Origin of the sequence: Modestobacter sp. SSW1-42 (assembly GCF_046635825.1) — a bacterium.
In the GTDB taxonomy this organism is placed as follows: Bacteria; Actinomycetota; Actinomycetes; order Mycobacteriales; family Geodermatophilaceae; genus Modestobacter.
In genome coordinates this window covers 788353-809657 of sequence record NZ_JBISCA010000003.1, presented here as the reverse complement: position 1 = coordinate 809657, position 21305 = coordinate 788353, and the positions used below count along the sequence as shown (strand labels likewise).

Genomic DNA, 21305 nt, shown 5'->3' with positions numbered 1-21305 from the left:
CCGGGCCACCGGCCGCGCGGCGGCGCGACTGGTTGGCCCGTGCACCCACGCCCGGGCACGTACAGTCGCCCCTCGTGGAGCTCCCCGTCTGGTTCGAGATCGCGACGTTCGTAGGGCTGACCGTCCTGCTGCTGGCAGACCTCGCCCTCGTCGTCCGTCGCCCGCACGAGCCGTCGGCGAAGGAGGCGACCGCCTGGGTCGTCTTCTACGTCACGCTGGCGCTGCTGTTCGGCCTGGTCGTGCTGGCCGTCACGAACGGCACGTTCGCCACCGAGTTCTACGCGGGCTGGCTCACCGAGTACTCGCTCTCGGTCGACAACCTCTTCGTCTTCGTGATCATCATGGCCCGCTTCCAGGTGCCCCGGAAGCTGCAGCAAGAGGTCCTGATGGTCGGGATCATCATCGCCCTGGTGCTCCGCGGGATCTTCATCCTGCTCGGTGCCGCGGTGATCGAGCGGTTCATCTGGGTGTTCTTCCTCTTCGGCGCCTTCCTGGTCTACACCGCGATCAACCTGGTCCGGCACCGCGACGAGGACGAGGACTACGAGGAGAACGCCTTCATCCGGCGCATGCGCAAGGTGCTGCCGATGACCTCCGGCTTCCGCGAGAACAAGATCCGCGTCACCGAGAACGGCAAGAAGCTCTGGACGCCGATGATCGTGGTGTTCCTGGCGCTGGGCACCACCGACCTGCTCTTCGCCCTGGACAGCATCCCGGCGATCTTCGGCCTGACCCGCGAGCCGTTCATCGTCTTCACCGCGAACATCTTCGCGCTGATGGGCCTGCGCCAGTTGTACTTCCTGCTGGGTGGCCTGCTCAAGCGGCTGGTCTACCTGTCGCTGGGCCTGGCCGTCATCCTCGCCTTCATCGGCGTGAAGCTGATCCTCGAGGCGCTGCACGAGAACCAGTACCCGTTCATGGGTGAGCGCGAGGCGCTCGACAGCGTGCCGACCATCCCGACCTGGCTGTCGCTGACCGTCATCCTCGCGGTGCTGGTCGTCGCGACGGTGGCCAGCCTCCTCAAGACCCGCGGCGAGTCGCCCGACGACGAGACGCCGGCGGGGGCCCCGGAGGTCGCCACCGACGCGACCGGGCGCACCGCGCCGGCCGCAGGTCAGGTCCACGGCTCGTCGAGCGAGCCGCAGGGTGATCGCCGAGACTGACCCGACCCGCTGAGCAGTGGCGGTGCGTACGTCACCGGAAGTGAGCACAGCGGATCCATGGCCGGTCTCTACGGCAGCAGCACCACGCAGAACGTCCCCCGGGTGGCCATCGCCGAACTCGTGGGCACCTACTTCCTCGTCTTCGCCGGCACGTCGGTCGCCGTGTCCGCCGCACTGGGGCGGCCGATCGCCGGCGGGCCGGCGGACTCGCTGGCGGTGGCGCTGACCTTCGGGCTCGCGCTCGTCGCGCTGGTCAACGCCCTGGGGCACGTCTCCGGCGCGCACCTCAACCCCGCGGTGACGCTCGGACTCGCGCTGACCGGGAAGTTCCCCTGGCGCTACGTCCCGGCCTACCTCGGCGCGCAGCTGGCGGGGGCGGTCCTGGCCAGCCTGACCGTCTGGGCGACCTTCGGCGACGCCGGACGGGAGGGTGCCAACCTGGCCGCCACCCTGCCGGCGCCCGACGTCGCCCCGGTCACCGTCCTGGTGATCGAGGCGCTGGTGACCTTCTTCCTGGTCCTGACCATCGTCTCGGTGGCCACCGACCCGCGCGTGCCGCAGTCGGTGGCCGGGCTGTCGGTCGGCTTCACCCTGGCGGTCTGCGTCCTGATCGCCGGTCCGCTCTCCGGTGGTGCGGTCAACCCCGCCCGGGCGCTCGGGCCGATGATCGTCTCCGGCCAGTTCAACGGGGTCTGGGCCTACGTGCTCGGGCCGCTGGTCGGTGGGATCGCCGCGGCCTTCGTCTATGCGGGCTTCCTCGCCGAGGCCGCGGAGCCCAGCCAGGCGGACCCCGAGACCAGCAGCGCGCGGGACTGAGCGTCCTCGGTGCGGCCGTCAGCGTGCGGCGACGACCCCGCGCTCGACGGTCGCCCCGCCGGTGGCGACCAGCTCGCCGTCCCGCCACACCTCGCGCACCCGCCCGCCCAGCCCGGTCAGGTCGCCGGCGTCGCCGTCCAGGACGACGACGTCGGCGCGCTTGCCCGGCTCGAGGCTGCCCAGCTCGTCGGCGACCCCCAGCAGCTCGGCCGCCGACAGCGTGGTGGCGTGCCAGGCCTGCTCGGCGGTGAACCCGCAGTCGGCCATCAGGCCCAGCTCGGCCAGGTTGTCGCCGTGCGGCCCGACCCCGCTGTCGGTGCCCATCGCCACCTTCACGCCGGCCGCGATCGCCCGGCCCACCGACTCGTCGTGCACGGCCTGCACCGCGCGGGCCTTCTCCACCACCGCGGTGGGCAGCTGCGCCCCGCCGGCCACCGCGGTGAGCACCGCGCGGGGCGCGGCCAGCGTCGGCACCAGCCAGGTGCCGTGCGCCAGCATCAGGTCGATCGCCTCGTCGTCGAGGTAGATGCCGTGCTCGATGGAGCGGATCCCGGCCCGGACGGCGGCCTTGATGCCCTCGGCGCCCTGCGCGTGCGCCATGACCGCGACGTGCGCGGCGGACGCCTCCTCGACCAGCACCTCCAGCTCGGCCGGGCGGAAGTGCGGGTGCCGCGGATCGTCCCGGGCCGAGAGGACGCCGCCGCTGGTGGCGACCTTGATGACGTCGGCGCCGGCCCGCAGCAGTTCGCGGACGGTGCGGCGCATCTCGTCGGGCCCGTCGACGATCGTGCGGGGCCGGCCCGGGTGCGGGCCCATCAGCGGCAGCTCGGCGCCGCAGACGTGCCAGCCGTCCCCGTGGCCGCCGGTCTGGGACAGCATGCTGATCGCGATCTGCATCCGCGGCCCGCTGATCAGGCCGCGCCGCACGGCCTCGGCCACGCCCAGGTCGGCGCCGCCGGCGTCGCGGACCGTGGTGATGCCCAGGGCCAGGGTGCGCCGCAGGTTGTGCAGCGCCTCGTAGAAGCCGTAGCTGAACGGGGTCTGCAGCGTCCGCATCAGGTCGACGCCGCTCATCATCACGTGCACGTGGCAGTCGAACAGGCCCGGCAGCACGGTCGCGCCGGTGCAGTCGACGACCTCGTCGCCGTCCAGGCCGGTGCCCACCTCGACGATCCGGCCGTCCTGCACGGCGACGTCGGCGGGGGCGGCGCGGCCGCCCGTGCCGTCGAGGACCTGGCCACCGGAGAACACGCGTCGCGTCATGCGGGCACAGTAGGACCTCACCCGTTAGCGGCGCTCATCATCTCCGGGGGGCGGGCCTGGGTTAGCGTGCCGTCATGCGGCCCACCGACCTATCCCTGCTGCGCACGCCCGGCGTCCCGGCGGTGTCCCCGGACGGGACGACGGCCGTCGTCGCCGTCAGCCGGCTGGACCTCGACGCCGACGAGTACCGCAGCCAGCTGTGGACCGTGCCCACCGACGGCTCCACCTCGGCCCGGCCGCTCACCCACGGCCACCGCGACTCCGCACCGGCCTTCTCCCCGGACGGGCGCTGGCTGGCGTACCTGTCCGCCGGGCCGAAGGGCGCTCCGCAGCTGCACGTGCTGCCCACCGGCGGGGGAGCGGCTCGCACGCTCACCGACCACCACCTGGGCGCCGGCGCGCCGGTCTGGTCGCCCGACTCGCGCCGGCTGGCCTACGTCGCACGGGTGCCCGAGGCCGGCCGGTACGGCACCGACGAGGACGTCGCACCGGCCGCCGAGGCGCCCCGGCTGATCACCACGCTGAAGTACCGCGCCGACGGCGTCGGCTTCACCACCGACCGCCGTCCGCACGTGTTCGTCGTCGACCTGCCGGGCGACACCGCCGAGGACGCCGTCGCGCTCGTCGACCCGTTCCAGGTCACCGACGGCGAGTTCGACGACTCCGACGTCACCTGGAGCCCCGACGGCAGCGAGCTGGCCTTCGTCTCCGCCCGGCACGTGGACGCCGACACCGACCGGGTCAGCGACGTCTACGTCGTCCGGCCCGACGGCACCGGGCTGCGCAAGGTCACCGACTCCAGGGCCGCGGTCTCGCACCCCGCGTACGACCCGCAGGACCCGGCCGGCGGCACGATCTACGCCACCGCGATCCCCGACCTCGGCCCGCTCGGCCGGGACTTCGTCGGCCGCAACTCGACCCTGGTGGAGGTCAGCACCGCCGGTGGGCCGGTGGTGCCGATGCTGGACCCCGAGGAGCACGACCGCGGCGACGAGACGCCCGCGACGGTCGTGGCCGACGGCGCGGTGTTCTTCGGCGTGCAGCGCCGCGGGGCGGTCGAGCTGCTGCGCGTGCCGCTGGACGGGGGAGCGCCGGAGGCGCTGGTCGACGGGCCGTACACGGTGCGCGGCATCGGGGTGGGTGGCGGCGTCGTCGTCGCGACCGTGGCGCACGACCGGTCGGCCGGTGAGCTCATCGCGATCACCCCGGGACGGCGCCGGCTGATCACCGGCTTCGGTGCGCCGCTGCAGGCCACCGGCCGGCTGCACCGCATGCGCGAGACGACGGCGACCGCGCCCGACGGCTACCCGGTGCACGGCTGGGTCACCACGCCGCCCGGCCCCGGCCCGCACCCGGTGCTGCTCACCGTGCACGGCGGCCCGTTCGCCCAGTACGGCTGGACGCTGTTCGACGAGACCCAGGCCTACGTCGAGGCCGGCTACGCGGTGCTGATGTGCAACCCCCGCGGCTCCTCGGGCTACGGCCAGGCGCACGGCCGGGTCATCAAGGAGCACATGGGCGAGCTGGACGCCGACGACGTGCTCGCCTTCCTCGACGCCGCGCTCACCGACCCGGCGCTGGACTCCTCGCGGGTGGGCCTGATGGGCGGCTCGTACGGCGGTTACATGACCACCCTGCTGCTCGGCCGCACCGACCGCTTCGTCGCCGGCATCAGCGAGCGCGCGTTCAACGACCCGGTGAGCTTCGTCGGCTCCTCCGACATCGGGTTCTTCTTCCCCGACGAGTACGTGGGCACCGACCCCGAGCGGATCGCGGCCCAGTCGCCGATGGCGCACGCGCACCGGATCACGACGCCGACGCTGGTCGTCCACTCCGAGGAGGACTGGCGCTGCCCGCTGGAGCAGGGCACCCGGCTCTACGTCGAGCTCAAGCGCCGCGGCGTGCCGACCGAGCTGCTGCTGTTCCCGGGGGAGGGGCACGAGCTGTCCCGCTCCGGGCGGCCTGCGCACCGGCGGGCCCGGCTGGAGCACGTGCTGCGCTGGTGGGGCCGGTGGCTGCCGACGGCGCAGAACACCTCGGCGGTCGCCGAGCTGCCGGCCGGCCCGTCGGCCGCCGCCCAGCCGCGGGGTGGGCAGCCGCTGACCGTCCAGGCCACCCGGCTGTCGTGAGCACGCCGGCCCACCGGTCGCCGCCGGGTCGGCCGAGGGCCTAGCGTGCAGGCATGGCGCTCATCTACCCGATCCGGTCCGACGTCCCCGAGCCCGACGAGGACTCGGAGCCGGTGTTCGAGGAGCTCGCCGCCGACCTGTCCGACACCTGGCTCCTCCAGGTCGAGGCCGACGAGGACGACGACGGCGTCTCCTTCGGCCCGATGTCGGCCGCGGCCGCGTTCGAGCTGGCGTTGGAGCTGGACGACCGGCGTCCGGACTGGGCGATCTCGGTCCTGCCGCTGTACGTCCCCGGGACGGCCGACGAGCTGATCGCGCTCTTCGACGACGACGACGAGGTGGACTGACCCGCCTGGCTCCCGGGCCGGTCAGCCGGCCAGGAGGTGCTGCGCGGCGACCTCGGTGGCGGTGAGCGCGCGGCCGAACACCGCCGCCGAGGCCAGGTCACCGGTGAAGTAGAGGTTGGCCGGCTTCCTGGCCCAGTTGCCCAGGGCCGTCCAGCCGAACCGCCACGTGGAGAAGTCCATCGGCTCGCCGCCGGTCTGGGCCGGGTCCGCGGCGACCTGGACGCCGTCGACGTAGAGCCGCATGCCGGTGGTGCCCAGCGTGGCGGTGGCCAGGTGCCAGCGCCCGTCGGCGTAGCTCGTGCCCGCCGGGCTGGCCACGGTGTGGGTCCCACCCCGGTAGACGCCGAACACGAGTTCGCCGGTGTCGGTCATGTACACGTGCCGGTCGTGCTGGCCGGTGTCGACCTCCTGGCCGTTCAGCCCGAACAGCACGCCGCCCGGGACCGTCGTCCGGAACCACACCTGCGTCGTGACGTCGTCGGAGGCGGGAGCCGCGAGGTTGGTGCTGATCCAACCCGTGGCGCCGTCGAGGGTGACCGCCCCGGTGGGGCCGCGTCCGCAGTCGGGGCCGGTGGCGCCCTGTGTGACACCGCCCCGGAACCGGCCGTTGCCCTTGAACGGGGCGGTCGGGGTGGACAGGGTCCCGGTGTTGTAGGCCGTCGTCCCGGTCTCCCGCAGCGAGTAGAAGCGGGTGGCGGCGACCGTGGCGGTCTCGTGGACGCACCCCCAGGCGAGAACCGAGTCCATCGTCACGCTGTTGGCGGGGACGTCCGTGCCGGCGGAGAAGGCCGCAGCGGCGGGGGTGGCGTGCTGCAGCAGCAGCGGTGAGGCGAGGACCAGCACGGCGAGACCGGCTGCGGGCCGCAGCCGGGTGGTGCGCCGGGCGAGCGGGGCGGCGTGCCGGCCGCGGACGCCGAGGCCGGGACGTCGGGCCCGCGCGGGGGCACCCGTGCCGCCCGGAGCCCGTTGCCCACCGGCGGCGGCCAGCAGGACGGCCAGGCCGCCGCCGGTGACGGCCAGCGCTGTCCAGCGGTGCTCCGCCACCCACACGACGGGCAGCCCGACGACCGGGATGCGGAGGACCCCGGCGCCGTGGACGGCCGAGGTCGGGACGAGCGAGGTGTCCGGGCTGCGGTTGGCGTCGCCCTGCAGCCGCAGGCCGCCGTCCTCGACGCCGACCAGCCGGTGCAGCCGCGCGCTGCCGGGGCGGTCGGGGTCGTCCACGAGCAGCACCTGGCCGACCCGGGGGGCGGCGTCCTCGAGCGGCCGGACGACGACCAGGTCACCGGGGTCGATGGCGGGGGCCATCGACCCGCTCATCACCACGGTCGTCTCCCAGCCGAGCAGGGCGGGGACCTGTGACCACACCAGCAGCCCGAGCAGGACGGCGACGAACCCGCGGGCGGCGGCGCTGACCGCGACGGCGGTCCGGCCCGGCCGGTCCAGCGGGGGCGCATCCCCTCCCGGGAGGGGGTCGTCCGGTGCTGCGTACACGAGGGGTCTCCGGAGGTGGGGGCGGTGGGCCGGGGTGCTCAGGGCGTCGTGGACTGGACTTCCCAGACGAGCGTCATGGCCGCCGTCTGGTCCTGGGTCGCGTTCCCGGCGTTCGGGTCGACCCGGTAGGTGACCTTGTAGGCGCGGGCCTCGCCGGTCGTCCCGGTCAGCACCCACGGGGACTGGCCGGTGCCGTAGTCGGTCGGGTAGGCGGCCAGCGTGCGGCTGGACACCGGCGGCGTGGCGGCGGCCACGAAGTCGCTGCAGTCCGCGGCTGCGCCGGCGGTGCCCTGGACGACGTCGAGGGACACGACCTGGGTGAGCAGCGTCTGGCCGGTCAGGCCGGCGCCGTAGAGCCGCACCTCGCCGGGCACCGAGCTGCCGGAGGTGACGGTGACGCAGCGGCTGCCGGTCGCACCCGGCCACAGCCGGTCCACCTGGAAGAGGGCGGTGCCGCGGTCGTTGCTCAGCTGCACGTGCCCGGTCGTCCAGCTGTTGCCGGGGTTGCGGGTCTCGGCGGTGAAGGCGGCGTAGGACGTCGTCCAGACCAGGCACCCGGACAGCACCAGCCCGGCGACGACGGCAGCGGTGCTGCCGGTCCGGACGGTCCGGCGCGTGGCGCGCGGTGCGCGGTGGGTCGTCACAGGGCTTCCCGAGGTCGCAGGTCAGCCGCGACGTCCGCGGCCGTGCGATCTCGATCGGGCCGATGCGTGGTCCTCAGGAGCCGTCGCCGGACGCCCTCACCCCTCGGGGGGAGGCGCCGGTGGGCGGCCGGACCGGTCGGGGACCGGTCCGGCCCGCCCCGGGGTGGTCAGCCCCGGCGTGCGCCGCGACGGCGCAGGACCGCGACGCCCAGCAGCACGACGGCCCCGGCGAGGGCCGCCTCGACCTCCCGCGCCCGGGCGCTGGCCCGGAGGACGCCGAGAGCGTCGGGCCGGGCCAGTCGCGTGCCCAGCAGCAGACCGCCCAGCGCCGAGTCCACCCCCGCGCCGATGGTCACGACGTCCTGCGACGGCGACCGCAGCCGTGCGGTGACCCCGGCGTCGGCCAGTGCGCCCGCCAGCCCGCCGACGTCGGCCCGCCCGGGGCGGACACCGGCCCGGGCGGTGGCCGCCGCGCGCAGGGCGAGCACGAAGTGCCGCACGTCGTCGGCGACCACGTCGACGTCACCGCCCTGGGCCGTGACCCGCACCGGTGCGCCGTCCACCTCGATCGACAGGTCGCCGGTCAGGTCGAGACGGCCCAGCTCCGGGCTCATCCCCGGGAGGCGTTCTCGGCGGTGGTGATCCGCAGGGTGCCGTTGAGCCGCCAGGTGGCGCGCGGGGCGTCGGGGCCGGTCTCGCGGGGGACCTCGACGACCATCTCGACGAACTCGTAGTTGATGGCCGCGCCCTTGCCGGTCAGGTAGGACCACATCTCCTTGCCGAGGTCGGCGAAGCTGGTGGTCTCGTGCGACTTGATGTCCCGCTGGCCGGTGGCGGCGTCGGCGTTGGTCATGCTCATGGTGGTCTCCTCGACTCGGACGGAGGGCTCGGCCGGGGGGCCGGGTCCCGGGTCCCGCGGCTCGCGCCGCGGACTCGGTTGCCCCCTACCCGGTTGATCTCGCGCGAACCGGCGGAGGAGCTGCGGCTACCAGCCGCGCTCGCGCCATGCGTCCAGGTGCGGGCGCTCGGTCCCGATCGTCGTGTCGGCGCCGTGCCCGGGGTGCACCCGGGTCTCGGCGGGCAGCACGTCGAACAGCCGCGCCCGGACGTCGTCGAGCAGGCTGGTGAACCGGGCGGCGTCGCCCTGGGTGTTGCCGACGCCGCCGGGGAAGAGGCTGTCACCGGTGAACACGTGGGTGCCTGCGCCGCCGCCCCGCCACACCAGCGCGATGCTGCCCGGGGTGTGCCCGCGCAGGTGGACGACCTCCAGCACCTGGTCGCCGACCGCGACCGTGTCGCCGTGCTCGACCGGCCGGGTCACCGGGACGGGCAGGTCGGCGGCGTCCGCGGGGTGGGCGACGGTCTGCGCGCCGGTGGCCGCGACGACCTCGGGCAGCGCGCGGTGGTGGTCCCAGTGCCCGTGCGTGGTGACGACGGTGCGGAGGTCGGCGTCGCCGACGAGCGCGAGCAGCGCGGCGGGGTCCGCGGCGGCGTCGACGAGCAGCGACTCCCCGGTGGCGGTGCTGGTCAGCAGGTAGGCGTTGTTCGCCATCTCGCTCACGGCCAGCTTGGTGACGGTCAGGCCCGGCAGCACCAGCGTCTGCGCCGGCCCGCCCACCTCGACGTCGCCGGTGTACTGCTCGCTCATCTCTGCTCCGATCGAGAACTGTCGGTGGCCCCGGCTAGGTTCACCATCATGGACGCCGGCGCAGGTCCCGCCACCCCGCCGCCGGTCGCCCGTGGCGACGCCGGCGTGGTCGGGCTGACCGCCACCGAGCTGGCGGCCCGCGTGCGCTCCGGTGGCGTGTCGGCGGTCGAGGTCGTCCGCGCGCACCTGCGCCACCTGGCCGCGGTCGAGTCACGGGTCGGCGCCTTCCGGGTGGTGCGCACGGACGCGGCGCTCGCCGAGGCCGCCGCGGTCGACGCCTCGCCCCGGCGGTCCGGGCTGCCGCTGGCCGGCGTCCCGATCGCGGTCAAGGACAACGTCGCGGTCGCCGGCGAGGTCGCCACCGACGGGTCGTCGGCCCACGCGCCGCTGCCCGCCACCGCCGACCACCCGGTGGTGGCCCGGCTGCGGGCGGCCGGCGCCGTGGTCGTCGGCATCACCCGGGTGCCCGAGCTGTGCGTCTTCGCCGCCACCGACGCCCCCGGCACGGTCACCCGCAACCCCTGGGACACCGCGCGCTCGCCGGCCGGGTCCTCCGGCGGCAGCGCCGCGGCGGTGGCGGCCGGCGTCGTGCCGCTGGCCCAGGGCAACGACGGCATGGGCTCGCTCCGGTTGCCGGCGGCGGCCTGCGGGCTGGTGACGCTCAAGCCCGGCACCGGTGTCGTCCCGGCCGGGATCGGTGCCGACAGCTGGTCGGGCATGGCCGAGAACGGCGTCCTCGCCACCACCGTCGCCGACCTCGCCCTCGGGTCCGCCGTCCTGGCCGGGGTGTCCCCGGAGCCCCCGGCCCCGCCCGTGGGGCCGCTCCGCATCGCGGTCTCCACCCGCTCGCCCGTCCCCGGGGTCCGGCTCGACCCGGCCGGGCGGGCCGCCGTCGACGCCGTCGTCGCCGAGCTGCGCGCCGCGGGCCACTCCGTCGTGCACCGCGACCCGGTGGTCACCCCGGCGGCCGCGCTGGGCACCGTGGCCCGGTGGCTGGCCGGGGCGGACGCGGACGCCGAGGCCCTGGGCCTGGACCGGCGGTCGCTGGAGCCGCGCAACCGCCGGCACGCCGCGCTCGGCCGCTGGGTGCGCCGGGGCGGGTTCGACCGGCCGCAGCCGGCCCTCCGGGCCCGCGCGACCGCCTTCTTCGACGACGTCGACGTGCTCGTCACCCCGGTCACCGCCGGGCCGCCGCTGCCCGCCCGGCCGTGGCACGAGCGCGGCTGGCTGGCCAACGTGGGCGCCAACGCCCGCTGGGCGCCGTGGACGGCGGCGTGGAACGGGGCCGGGCTCCCGGCGCTCGTGCTGCCCGCCGGTCCGGGCCGGGCCGGGCTGCCCACGGCGGTCCAGCTGGTCGGCCCGCCGGGTGCCGAGACGCGTCTACTCTGGCTGGCCGGGGAGCTCGAGCGCCGGCTGCCCTGGCGGCGGTACGCCCCGGTCCTCGACCCACGCGCGGGTCCCGGCTGACCGGGCCGCACGCGGTCCGGGCCGGCGGGGGAGACCCAGCCGACACCGACCGCGGGGAAGCCCGCCTCCCGGGGCGCCGTTCTGCTCCGTGACGGACTCCCCGGGCGCCCTGCCCAGCACCGCACCACCGGGCCGCCCACCACCGGGCCGCCCACCACCGGGCCCCGCACCACCGGGCCCCGCAGCACCGGGCTCCGGCCCCGCACCACTGGTCACCGCTCGCGAGCGGGCCGGCCAGCACCGAACCACTGCGACCGACAGGGATCACATGGACAGGCTCGTCGTCCGCGGCGCCCGTGAGCACAACCTCAAGGACGTCCACCTCGATCTGCCCCGCGACGCGATGATCGTGTTCACGGGGCTCTCCGGATCGGGCAAGTCGAGCCTCGCGTTCGACACGATCTTCGCCGAGGGGCAGCGCCGCTACGTCGAGTCGCTGTCGGCCTACGCCCGCCAGTTCCTCGGCCAGATGGACAAGCCCGACGTCGACTTCATCGAGGGGCTCTCGCCGGCGGTCTCGATCGACCAGAAGTCGACCAACCGCAACCCGCGGTCCACCGTCGGCACCATCACCGAGGTCTACGACTACCTGCGCCTGCTCTACGCCCGCGCCGGCCAGCCGCACTGCCCCAACTGCGGCAAGCCCATCTCCCGGCAGACCCCGCAGCAGATCGTCGACCAGGTCCTGGCGATGGCCGAGGGCACCCGCTTCCAGGTGCTCGCCCCCGTCGTCCGGGCCCGCAAGGGCGAGTACGTCGACCTGTTCAGCTCGCTGCAGACCCAGGGCTTCTCCCGGGTCCGGGTCGACGGCACCATCCACCCGCTGACCGAGCCGCCGAAGCTCAAGAAGCAGGAGAAGCACACGATCGAGGTGATCGTCGACCGGCTGACGGTCAAGGAGAGCGCCAAGCGGCGGCTCACCGACTCGGTCGAGACCGCCCTCGGCCTGGCCGGCGGCCTCGTCGTGCTCGACTTCGTCGACCTCGCCGAGGACGACCCGGAGCGCGAGCGCACCTTCTCCGAGCACCTGGCCTGCATCGACGACGGGCTGTCGTTCGAGGCGCTCGAGCCCCGCTCGTTCTCCTTCAACTCGCCCTTCGGCGCGTGCCCGGAGTGCACCGGCATCGGCACCCGCAAGGAGGTCGACCCCGACCTCGTCGTCCCCGACCCGGGCAAGAGCCTGGCCGAGGGCGCGATCGCTCCGTGGGCCGGCTCGATGAGCAACGAGTACTTCCAGCGGCTGCTCGGCGGGCTCGCCGACATGAACGGCTTCTCGATGAACACCCCGTGGGAGGAGCTCCCCGCGAAGGTGCAGAAGTCGGTGCTGCACGGGTCCCCGGACCAGGTGCACGTGAAGTACAAGAACCGCTACGGCCGTGAGCGCAGCTACTACGCCGCCTTCGAGGGCGTGCTGCCCTTCCTCGAGCGTCGCCACGAGGACACCGACAGCGAGTTCATGAAGGACAAGTACGAGGGCTACATGCGCGACGTGCCCTGCCCGGTCTGCCACGGCACCCGGCTCAAGCCGGAGATCCTCGCCGTCAAGATGATGGGCCGGTCGATCGCCGAGGTCACCGGGCTGTCCATCGGCGAGGCCTCCGAGTGGCTCAACGGCCTGGAGCTCGGCGAGCGCGAGCGGGCCATCGCCGACCGGGTGCTCCGGGAGATCCAGGCCCGGCTGTCCTTCCTCGTCGACGTCGGGCTCGACTACCTCTCCCTCGACCGCCCGGCCGCCACCCTGGCCGGTGGCGAGGCGCAGCGCATCCGGCTGGCCACCCAGATCGGCTCGGGGCTGGTCGGCGTCCTTTACGTGCTCGACGAGCCCTCGATCGGGCTGCACCAGCGCGACAACGTGCGGCTGATCGAGACGCTCGTGCGGCTGCGCGACATGGGCAACACGCTGATCGTCGTCGAGCACGACGAGGACACGATCAAGCAGGCCGACTGGATCGTCGACATCGGCCCCGGCGCCGGTGAGCACGGTGGCGAGGTCGTCGTCAGCGGCACCCTCGACGAGCTGCTGGCCAGCGAGCGGTCCATCACCGGGCAGTACCTGTCCGGGCGCCGCGAGATCACGATCCCGAAGATCCGCCGCGAGCGGACCCCGGGCCGGGAGCTGGTCGTCAAGGGCGCGCGGGAGAACACCCTGCGCGGCATCGACGTGGCGTTCCCGCTGGGCATGCTGGTGGCCGTCACCGGCGTCTCCGGCTCGGGCAAGTCCAGCCTGGTCAACGACATCCTCTACACGACTCTGGCCAACGAGCTGAACCGCGCGCGGATGGTGCCCGGCCGGCACCGCACGATCACCGGCCTCGACCAGCTGGACAAGGTCGTCGGCGTCGACCAGTCGCCCATCGGCCGCACCCCGCGGTCCAACCCGGCCACCTACACCGGGGTCTGGGACCACGTCCGCAAGCTGTTCGCCGGCACGTCGGAGGCGAAGGTCCGCGGCTACCAGCCCGGGCGCTTCTCCTTCAACGTCAAGGGCGGCCGGTGCGAGGCGTGCTCCGGCGACGGCACGCTGAAGATCGAGATGAACTTCCTGCCCGACGTCTACGTGCCCTGCGAGGTGTGCAAGGGGGCCCGGTTCAACCGGGAGACCCTCGAGGTGCACTACAAGGGCAAGACGGTCGCCGAGGTGCTCAACATGCCGATCGAGGAGGCCGCCGAGTTCTTCGCGGCGATCCCGGCGATCGCCCGGTACATGCGCACCCTCACCGACGTCGGGCTGGGTTACGTCCGGCTCGGCCAGCCGGCCACCACGCTCTCCGGTGGTGAAGCGCAGCGGGTCAAGCTGGCCAGCGAGCTGCAGAAGCGCTCCAACGGCCGCACGATCTACGTCCTCGACGAGCCGACCACCGGCCTGCACTTCGAGGACATCAACAAGCTGCTGCAGGTGATCCAGGGCCTGGTCGACAAGGGCAACTCGGTCGTCGTCATCGAGCACAACCTCGACGTGATCAAGAGCGCCGACTGGCTCATCGACATGGGGCCCGAGGGCGGCTTCCGCGGTGGCCAGGTCGTCGCCGAGGGAACGCCGGAGTTCGTGTCCTCGGTGCCGGAGAGCCACACCGGTCGCTTCCTGGCCGAGATCCTCGACCCCGAGGCGATCGCCGCGGCGGCCGAGGGGCCGAAGAAGCGGGCCCGCCGGAAGCCGCAGCTGGCCGCGGTCTCGGCCGGCGACAAGGCCAGCTGACCGCCGCCCGCACCGTCCCACGGCCCGCCGGCCGCGTCCCCGAGGGGCGCGGACGGCGGGCCGTCGGCGTCGGTGCGCACGTCAGCGGGCCGCCCGGTGGGGCAGGGGCGGGCGGGACCGGGCGGCGCGGCGCACTGTCGGTGGGCCGACCTAATCTGGACCCATGCCCGACCCGTCCACGTACCGACCGGCGGTCGGCAGCATCCCCGAGAGCCCGGGGGTCTACAAGTTCCGCGACCCGGGCGGCCGGGTCGTCTACGTCGGCAAGGCCAAGAGCCTCCGGCAGCGGCTCAACAGCTACTTCGCCGACATCGCCGGCCTGCACCCGCGCACCCGGCAGATGGTCACCACCGCCGCCAGCGTCGAGTGGACCGTCGTCGGCACCGAGGTCGAGGCGCTGCAGCTCGAGTACAACTGGATCAAGGAGTTCGACCCGCGGTTCAACGTCCGCTACCGCGACGACAAGAGCTACCCCAGCCTCGCCGTGACGCTGAACGAGGAGTACCCGCGGCTGCAGGTCATGCGCGGGCCCAAGCGCAAGGGCGTGCGCTACTTCGGCCCCTACGCGCACGCCTGGGCCATCCGCGAGACCCTCGACACCCTGACCCGGGTCTTCCCCGCCCGCACCTGCTCCAACGGCGTCTTCAAGCGCGCGAGCCAGATCGGCCGGCCGTGCCTGCTGGGCTACATCGGCAAGTGCGCCGCGCCGTGCGTCGGCCGGGTCAGCGCCGAGGAGCACCGCGACATCGTCGACGACTTCTGCGACTTCATGGGCGGTCGCACCGAGCAGATGACGCGGAAGCTCGAGCGGCAGATGGCCGAGGCCGCCGAGGCGATGGAGTACGAGAAGGCCGCCCGGCTGCGCGACGACCTGGGCGCCCTGCGCCGGGCGCTGGAGAAGCAGGCCGTCGTGCTCGGTGACGGCACCGACGCCGACGTCGTCGCCTTCGCCCAGGACGAGCTGGAGGCCGCCGTGCAGGTCTTCCACGTCCGCGGCGGCCGGGTCCGCGGCCAGCGCGGCTGGATCATCGACAAGGTCGAGGACGTCACCACCGGCCAGCTCGTCGAGCAGTTCCTGCTGCAGGTCTACGGCGGGGTGGACGAGCAGACCGGCACCGGCGAGGTCGGCGAGGCCGTGCCGCGCGAGGTGCTGGTCCCCGAGCTGCCCGACGACGCCGACGTCTACGCCGACCTGCTCAGCGAGCTGCGCGGCTCCCGGGTGTCGCTGCGGGTGCCCCAGCGCGGCGACAAGCGCAGCCTCATGGAGACCGTCGAGCGCAACGCCAAGGAGTCCTTCGCCCGGCACCGGGTCAAGCGCGCCAGCGACCTCACGGCGCGCTCGCTGGCGCTGTCGGAGATCCAGGAGGCGCTCGACCTCCCCGACGCACCGCTGCGCATCGAGTGCATCGACATCTCGCACGTCCAGGGCACCAACGTGGTGGCCAGCATGGTCGTGTTCGAGGACGGCATGGCCAAGAAGTCCGACTACCGCCGGTTCGCCGTCGCCGCCGGCACCGACGACACCGCGGCCATGGCCGAGGTCGTCCGCCGCCGCTTCGCCCGCCACCTCAAGGACGAGGCCGACCGCCGCGACGAGCAGGGGGTCGCCGCCGAGGAGGGCCGGCCGCGCCGGTTCGCCTACCCGCCCAACCTGCTGGTGGTCGACGGCGGTGCGCCGCAGGTCGCCGCGGCCAGCCGGTCGCTGGCCGAGCTGGGCGTCGTCGACATCGCCGTCTGCGGCCTGGCCAAGCGCATGGAGGAGGTGTGGCTGCCCGACGACCCCGACCCGGTCATCCTGCCGCGCACCTCCGAGGCGCTGTACCTGCTGCAGCGGGTCCGCGACGAGGCCCACCGGTTCGCGATCACCTACCACCGGCAGAAGCGATCCAGCACCATGTTGGTCTCGCTCCTGGACGACGTCCCGGGGCTCGGCGAGACCCGTCGGAAGGCCCTGATGAAGCAGTTCGGATCGCTCAAGCGGCTGCGCGCCGCGACCGTCGAGGAGCTCACCGCGGTGCCCGGCATCGGCCGGCGCACCGCGGAGGCGGTGCTCGCGGCCGTGGCCGAGCCCCCGGCACCGGGGTCCGCGGCCGACCGGGCACCCGACGTGGTCGCCGAGGACGCCGTGGAGCTGGAGGAGGCGCCCGTCGGCGCCGCCGAGCCGGCCCGGCCGGTGCACGGTGCCGCCGCCGGCGACACTGCCGAGATCGGCCGGGTCCTCCCGGCCGCGAGGAGCGGGGCGTGAGCGCGCGGGACGAGCACGTGGCCCCCGACCTGGCCGGCGACGTCCCGCCGTCGGCCGACCCGGCGAGCACCGAGCTGGCGCCGCTGGACGTCGTGGTCGTCACCGGCCTGTCCGGTGCCGGCAAGAACACCGCCGGCCGGGTGCTCGAGGACCTCGGGTTCTTCGTCGTCGACAACCTGCCACCGGCGCTGCTGCAGCCGATGGTCGAGCTGGGCGCCCGCGGTGACCTCCGCCGCTTCGCCGCCGTCGTCGACGTCCGCAGCCGGGCGTTCTCCAGCGACCTGCAGGAGTCGATCCGGCTGCTGGCCGAGGCCGGGCACCGGCCGCGCGTGGTCTACGTGCACGCCCGCAACGAGGTGCTGATCCGCCGCTACGAGTCGAACCGGCGCGAGCACCCCCTGCAGGGCAACGGCCGGCTGGTCGACGGCATCGACGCCGAGCGCGAGCTGCTCACCGGCATCGCCGGCGAGGCCGACCTGTGGGTCGACACCAGCGACCTCAACGTCCACCAGCTGCGGGCCACCCTGGAGTCGGCGTTCGTCGCGCACGGGGCCGCCCCCGAGGTGACGGCGACCGTGCTCAGCTTCGGCTTCAAGTACGGCCTGCCGCTGGACGCCGACCTCGTCGTCGACGCCCGGTTCCTGCCGAACCCGCACTGGATCCCCGAGCTGCGCCCGATGACCGGCCGGGACGCCGAGGTGCGTGACTACGTGCTCGGCCAGGAGCACGCCGGGGAGTTCCTCGACGAGTACATGAAGGTCCTCGCCCTGCTGCTGCCCGGCTACCGGCGCGAGGGCAAGCGGTACCTGACCCTGGCCGTGGGCTGCACCGGCGGCAAGCACCGCAGCGTGGCCATCGCCGAGGAGTTCGCCCGCCGGCTGTCCACCGAGGGCGTGGCCGCCACCGCCCGGCACCGCGACCTGGGGCGCGAGTGAGCAGCGGGACCGGCCCGCGCGTCGTCGCGCTGGGCGGCGGGCACGGGCTGGCCGCCTCGCTGGCGGCCTGGCGGCTGCTGACCAGCACGCTGACCGCCGTGGTGACCGTCGCCGACGACGGCGGCAGCTCCGGGCGCATCCGGCGGGAGCTGCCCGTGCTCCCACCGGGCGACCTGCGCATGGCGCTGGCCGCCCTGGCCGGCGACGAGCCGCGCACCCGGGAGATGGCCAGCCTGCTGCAGCACCGGATCGGCGGCGAGGGCGTGCTCGCCGGCCACCCCGTCGGCAACCTGATGCTCACCGGCTGGACCGAGCTCTACCAGGGTGACACCGTGCGGGCCCTGCGCGCGCTGGAGGAGCTGCTGGGCTCGGTCGGCCGGGTGCTGCCGATGGCCGACGTCCCGCTGGACCTGGTGGCGACCGTGGCCAGCGTCGACCCCGACGACCCACGCGAGACCCGGCGCATCCGCGGGCAGGTGGCGATCGCCTCGACCCCGGGCCGGGTGCGCGACATCCGGGTGTCCCCGGCCGACCCGTCGGTGCACCCCGACGTGCTGTCCGCCATCGCCGAGGCCGACGTCGTCACCCTCGGCCCGGGCTCCTGGTACACCTCCGTGCTGCCGCACCTGCTGGTGCCCCGGCTGCGTGCCGCGCTGGCCGCGACGCCCGCCCGGGTGGTCGTCGTGCTCAACCTCGAGCCCCAGCCGGGGGAGACCGACGGCTTCTCCCCGGAGGAGCACCTGAGGGTCCTGCTGGCGCACCTGGGAGGCGTGTCGTTGCACACTGTCATCGCCGATGCCGCTGCGGTTGTTGACCGGCGTGGTCTGCTGTCTGCTGTGCAGGGGTGCGGTGCGGAGCTGGTCCTGGCTCCGGTGGCTGCGCCCGACGACGCAGCGAGGCACGATCCTTCTCGGCTCGCCGCCGCACTGGCCTCCGTGGTCGGTGCCCGGTGACCGGTGGGGGAGTGGCTGCGCACCGGGACGACCGGTGCACCGGCCGGCACACAGGGGGAAGGGAACACCGCTCATGGCGATGACTGCGATGGTGAAGGACGAGCTCTCCCGCGTGGAGTGCACGAAGACCTCCGAGCGCAAGGCCGAGGTGACGGCGCTGCTGCGCTTCTCCGGCGGCCTGCACATCGTGGGGGGCCGCGTGGTCATCGAGGCCGAGCTCGACACCGGCTCGGTGGCCCGGCGGCTGCGCCGCGACATCAGCGAGGTCTACGGCTACACCAGCGGCGTCAGCGTGCTCGCCGGGGGCAACATCCGCCGCGGGGTGCGCTACCTGGTGCGGATCGCCAAGCACGGCGAGGGCCTGGCCCGCCAGACCGGGCTGGTCGACCAGCGCGGCCGGCCGGTGCGCGGGCTCCCGCCGTCGGTGGTCTCCGGTGGCATCGGCGACGCCGAGGCGGCCTGGCGGGGCGCCTTCCTGGCCCACGGGTCGCTGACCGAGCCGGGGCGCTCGTCGTCCCTGGAGGTCACCTGCCCCGGGCCGGAGGCGGCGATGGCCCTGGTGGGCGCGGCCCGCCGGCTCGGCATCGCGGCCAAGGCCCGTGAGGTCCGGGGCACCGACCGGGTCGTCGTCCGTGACGGCGACGCCATCAGCGCGCTGCTGACCCGGATGGGCGCCCACGACGCGGTGCTGGCCTGGGAGGAACGGCGCATGCGCCGCGAGGTCCGGGCGACGGCCAACCGGCTGGCCAACTTCGACGACGCCAACCTGCGCCGCTCGGCCCGCGCCGCGGTCGCGGCCAGCGCCCGGGTGGAGCGCGCCCTGGAGATCCTCGCCGACGAGGCGCCCGAGCACCTGCTCGTGGCCGGGCGGCTGCGGCTGGAGTTCGGGCAGGCCTCGCTCGAGGAGCTGGGCCAGCGCGCCGACCCGCCGATGACCAAGGACGCCGTCGCCGGCCGGATCCGCCGGCTGCTGGCGATGGCCGACAAGCGGGCCAAGGACCTCGGCATCCCGGACACGGAGTCCGTCGTCACCGACGACATGCTCGCCCAGTAGGAGGGGCGCGACCTCACCCCGTCGGGGTGCAGGCCGGGCCGGCCGGCACAGCCGGCGCGCCCGCGTGCCGATCCCTCCTGCTGAGCGGCGGCCGACGGGGGCGCGGTGACGGTCGGAGGTGCGTCGTGGGTCCGGTGCCGCTGACCGTCGCCTTCGTCGTCGCCACGGCTGTGGCGCTGGCCGTGGCCCGGGTCTGCTGGCAGCGACGGCGAGGCAACTCGGCCGCCAGTTGCCTCGCGCTGGTGATGGCCGGCATCGCGGTCTGGTCGGTGGCCGACGGCGTGCTGCTGGCCGACGTGGGCGCCGCTGTCCGCCGGGCGTCCCAGCCGGTCCTGTTCATCGGCGTCGGCGCCGCGGTCATCGGTCTGTGGTGCCTGCCGCGGGCGCTCACCGACCCGGCCTGGCGCCCCAGCCGGCGACTCGTCGCCGGGCTGCTCGTGGAGCCGGTCACGATCCTCGTGCTGACCGCGCTGCCGGCCACCTGGCCGTGGGTGTACGGCGGCACCGACCTCGGGGCGCCGGCCGGGCAGGTCGCGCTCGTCGTCGGGCCGGCGTTCCTCGCCCATGCCGCCTACAGCTACCTGATGATCGCCAGCGCACTGGGCCTGCTCGCCTGGCGGATGCGGGGGAGCACCACGCTGGCCCGCCGGCAGAGCGGCGTCCTGCTGCTGTCCGCGCTGCCCCCGGTGATCGGCAACGTCACCTTGACCGGCCTCATGTCCGACCGGGGTGCGGTCGACCTGACCCCGCTGTTCTTCGTGGCCACGGGCGTGATCGCCGGCTTCGCGGTGCTGCGGATGGGGCTGCTGCAGCTGCTGCCGGTGGCACGCAACCAGGCGGTCGAGACCATGACCGACGCCGTCGTCGTCTGGGACCCGGCCGGGCGGCTGCTCGACCTCAACCCCGCCGCCCGCGCCCTGCTGCGCCGTGTCCGTCCCGACGTCGTCGCCGACCCGCTCGGCGCCACCCTGGCCGAGGTCGCCGGCCAGGACGTCGCCACTGCCGTCCAATCGGTCCTCCAGCGCGACGAGCGCCGCCCGGTCGAGCTGCGCCCCGGCTTCTGGTGCGACGTGCGCACCGCGCCGGTGACCGACGGTCGCGGCCGGCTGCTCGGCAGGGTGTCGGTGGTGCGCGACGTGAGCGAGGAGCGGGCCCGGCACCTGGCCACCGAGGCACTCAACGTCCGGCTGGCCGCCCAGCTCGCGGTGGTCGAGCGGCTGCAGGCCGAGCTCTCCGAGGAGGCGGTGCGCGACCACCTGACCGGGCTGCACAACCGGCGGCACCTCGACCGGGCGCTCGCCAGGGCGCTGATGGCCGACGAGGCGGACGGCTCGCTCGCGGTGGTCGTGTTCGACGTCGACCACTTCAAGAGCGTCAACGACCGCTTCGGCCACGCGGCCGGCGACCAGGTCCTGCAGGGGGTGGCCGACGCGCTGCGCAGCTCGACCCGGCCGGGGGACACCCTGGCCCGTCTCGGCGGGGAGGAGTTCGTCCTGCTCCTGCCGTGGGCGGACCGCACCCAGGCAGCGGCTCGCGCCGAGGCCGTGCGGCGCGCCTGCGCCCGCGCCGTCCACCAGCTGGGGAGCCACCCGGTGCGGGTGACGGTGAGCGCGGGGGTGGCCGTCCGGGCCGGGGCCACCGACCCGGCTGCCCTGCTCGCGGCGGCGGACGAGGCCCTGTACGCCGCCAAGGCGGCCGGGCGGGACCGGGTCGTCGTGGCGCCGACCGCGGGTGCGGTCGGCGCCGGCGGTCCGGCCCGCCTCACCGTCCCCGCCGTCCCCTGACCCACCGCGGCAGACGTCCGCGACGTCTGCAGGCGGTCCGGGCGGCCGTCGGACCGCCCGGTCGGGGTGCCCACCGCAGCCCGTTAGGCTGCGTGCGAAATGTGGCCGTGCACACGCGCGGCCGACGGTTCCGCTGGGCCGACCGGCCCGGCTGGGCGACACGGTCT

The 21305-nt window shown here is 74.6% G+C and carries 17 protein-coding genes; 11 read left to right on the top strand and 6 right to left on the bottom strand.

Going from position 1 to position 21305, the window contains the following annotated elements; translation table 11 throughout:
* The first annotated feature begins 74 nt into the window (after positions 1-74).
* Together ACGBYP_RS14195 and ACGBYP_RS14190 are read left to right on the top strand one after the other, a co-directional pair.
* Positions 75-1163 carry a TerC family protein gene (locus ACGBYP_RS14195; RefSeq protein ID WP_411585181.1) on the top strand — a complete coding sequence of 363 codons (1089 nt, stop codon included), beginning with the start codon at positions 75-77 and terminating at the stop codon, positions 1161-1163.
* Between the two features lie 57 nt (positions 1164-1220).
* Positions 1221-1979 (top strand): MIP/aquaporin family protein, encoded by a 759-nt coding sequence (locus ACGBYP_RS14190; protein ID WP_411585180.1) that lies wholly within the window; start codon positions 1221-1223, stop codon positions 1977-1979.
* A gap of 18 nt (positions 1980-1997) precedes the next feature.
* Here the strand turns inward: ACGBYP_RS14190 and ACGBYP_RS14185 are convergent, their stop codons facing one another.
* Positions 1998-3242: an amidohydrolase family protein gene (locus ACGBYP_RS14185; RefSeq protein WP_411585179.1), complete on the bottom strand. Its 1245-nt coding sequence runs from the start codon at positions 3240-3242 to the stop codon at positions 1998-2000.
* 74 nt (positions 3243-3316) lie between these two features.
* Here ACGBYP_RS14185 and ACGBYP_RS14180 point away from each other — a divergent pair, with 74 nt between their 5' ends.
* Both ACGBYP_RS14180 and ACGBYP_RS14175 read left to right on the top strand, forming a co-directional pair.
* Complete coding sequence (locus ACGBYP_RS14180) at positions 3317-5371, top strand: S9 family peptidase (protein ID WP_411585178.1); 2055 nt, start codon at positions 3317-3319, stop codon at positions 5369-5371.
* Between the two features lie 53 nt (positions 5372-5424).
* On the top strand, positions 5425-5718 hold the full coding sequence (locus tag ACGBYP_RS14175) for a hypothetical protein (RefSeq protein ID WP_411585177.1): 294 nt from the start codon (positions 5425-5427) through the stop codon (positions 5716-5718).
* 21 nt (positions 5719-5739) lie between these two features.
* Here the strand turns inward: ACGBYP_RS14175 and ACGBYP_RS14170 are convergent, their stop codons facing one another.
* From ACGBYP_RS14170 to ACGBYP_RS14150, 5 genes are all read right to left on the bottom strand, one after another.
* Positions 5740-7212: a LamG-like jellyroll fold domain-containing protein gene (locus ACGBYP_RS14170; protein ID WP_411585176.1), complete on the bottom strand. Its 1473-nt coding sequence runs from the start codon at positions 7210-7212 to the stop codon at positions 5740-5742.
* 38 nt (positions 7213-7250) lie between these two features.
* Positions 7251-7856 (bottom strand): hypothetical protein, encoded by a 606-nt coding sequence (locus ACGBYP_RS14165; RefSeq protein ID WP_411585174.1) that lies wholly within the window; start codon positions 7854-7856, stop codon positions 7251-7253.
* A gap of 167 nt (positions 7857-8023) precedes the next feature.
* Entirely contained in the window at positions 8024-8470 is a 447-nt protein-coding gene (locus ACGBYP_RS14160) for a hypothetical protein (protein ID WP_411585173.1), read from the bottom strand.
* Positions 8467-8715, bottom strand: coding sequence for a hypothetical protein (locus ACGBYP_RS14155; protein ID WP_411585172.1), 249 nt, complete (start codon positions 8713-8715; stop codon positions 8467-8469). The genes ACGBYP_RS14160 and ACGBYP_RS14155 overlap by 4 nt, the downstream gene beginning before the upstream one ends.
* A 126-nt stretch (positions 8716-8841) precedes the next feature.
* Positions 8842-9504: an MBL fold metallo-hydrolase gene (locus ACGBYP_RS14150; RefSeq protein WP_411585171.1), complete on the bottom strand. Its 663-nt coding sequence runs from the start codon at positions 9502-9504 to the stop codon at positions 8842-8844.
* Between the two features lie 48 nt (positions 9505-9552).
* Here ACGBYP_RS14150 and ACGBYP_RS14145 point away from each other — a divergent pair, with 48 nt between their 5' ends.
* The 7 genes from ACGBYP_RS14145 (at position 9553) to ACGBYP_RS14115 (ending at position 21138) form a co-directional block, all read left to right on the top strand.
* The gene (locus ACGBYP_RS14145; RefSeq protein WP_411585170.1) at positions 9553-10971 is read left to right on the top strand and encodes an amidase; all 1419 of its coding nucleotides are present in this window, start codon (positions 9553-9555) and stop codon (positions 10969-10971) included.
* Positions 10972-11239: 268 nt separating this feature from the next.
* Entirely contained in the window at positions 11240-14167 is a 2928-nt protein-coding gene (uvrA, locus tag ACGBYP_RS14140) for an excinuclease ABC subunit UvrA (protein WP_411585169.1), read from the top strand.
* A gap of 163 nt (positions 14168-14330) precedes the next feature.
* On the top strand, positions 14331-16412 hold the full coding sequence (gene uvrC / locus ACGBYP_RS14135) for an excinuclease ABC subunit UvrC (RefSeq protein ID WP_411585168.1): 2082 nt from the start codon (positions 14331-14333) through the stop codon (positions 16410-16412).
* The gene (rapZ, locus tag ACGBYP_RS14130; RefSeq protein ID WP_411585166.1) at positions 16409-17347 is read left to right on the top strand and encodes an RNase adapter RapZ; all 939 of its coding nucleotides are present in this window, start codon (positions 16409-16411) and stop codon (positions 17345-17347) included. The genes uvrC and rapZ overlap by 4 nt, the downstream gene beginning before the upstream one ends.
* On the top strand, positions 17344-18300 hold the full coding sequence (locus ACGBYP_RS14125; protein WP_411585164.1) for a gluconeogenesis factor YvcK family protein: 957 nt from the start codon (positions 17344-17346) through the stop codon (positions 18298-18300). The genes rapZ and ACGBYP_RS14125 overlap by 4 nt, the downstream gene beginning before the upstream one ends.
* 73 nt (positions 18301-18373) lie before the next feature.
* Positions 18374-19354 (top strand): DNA-binding protein WhiA, encoded by a 981-nt coding sequence (gene whiA / locus ACGBYP_RS14120; RefSeq protein ID WP_237494784.1) that lies wholly within the window; start codon positions 18374-18376, stop codon positions 19352-19354.
* Between the two features lie 125 nt (positions 19355-19479).
* Positions 19480-21138: a diguanylate cyclase domain-containing protein gene (locus ACGBYP_RS14115; RefSeq protein WP_411585163.1), complete on the top strand. Its 1659-nt coding sequence runs from the start codon at positions 19480-19482 to the stop codon at positions 21136-21138.
* Positions 21139-21305 lie beyond the last annotated feature (167 nt).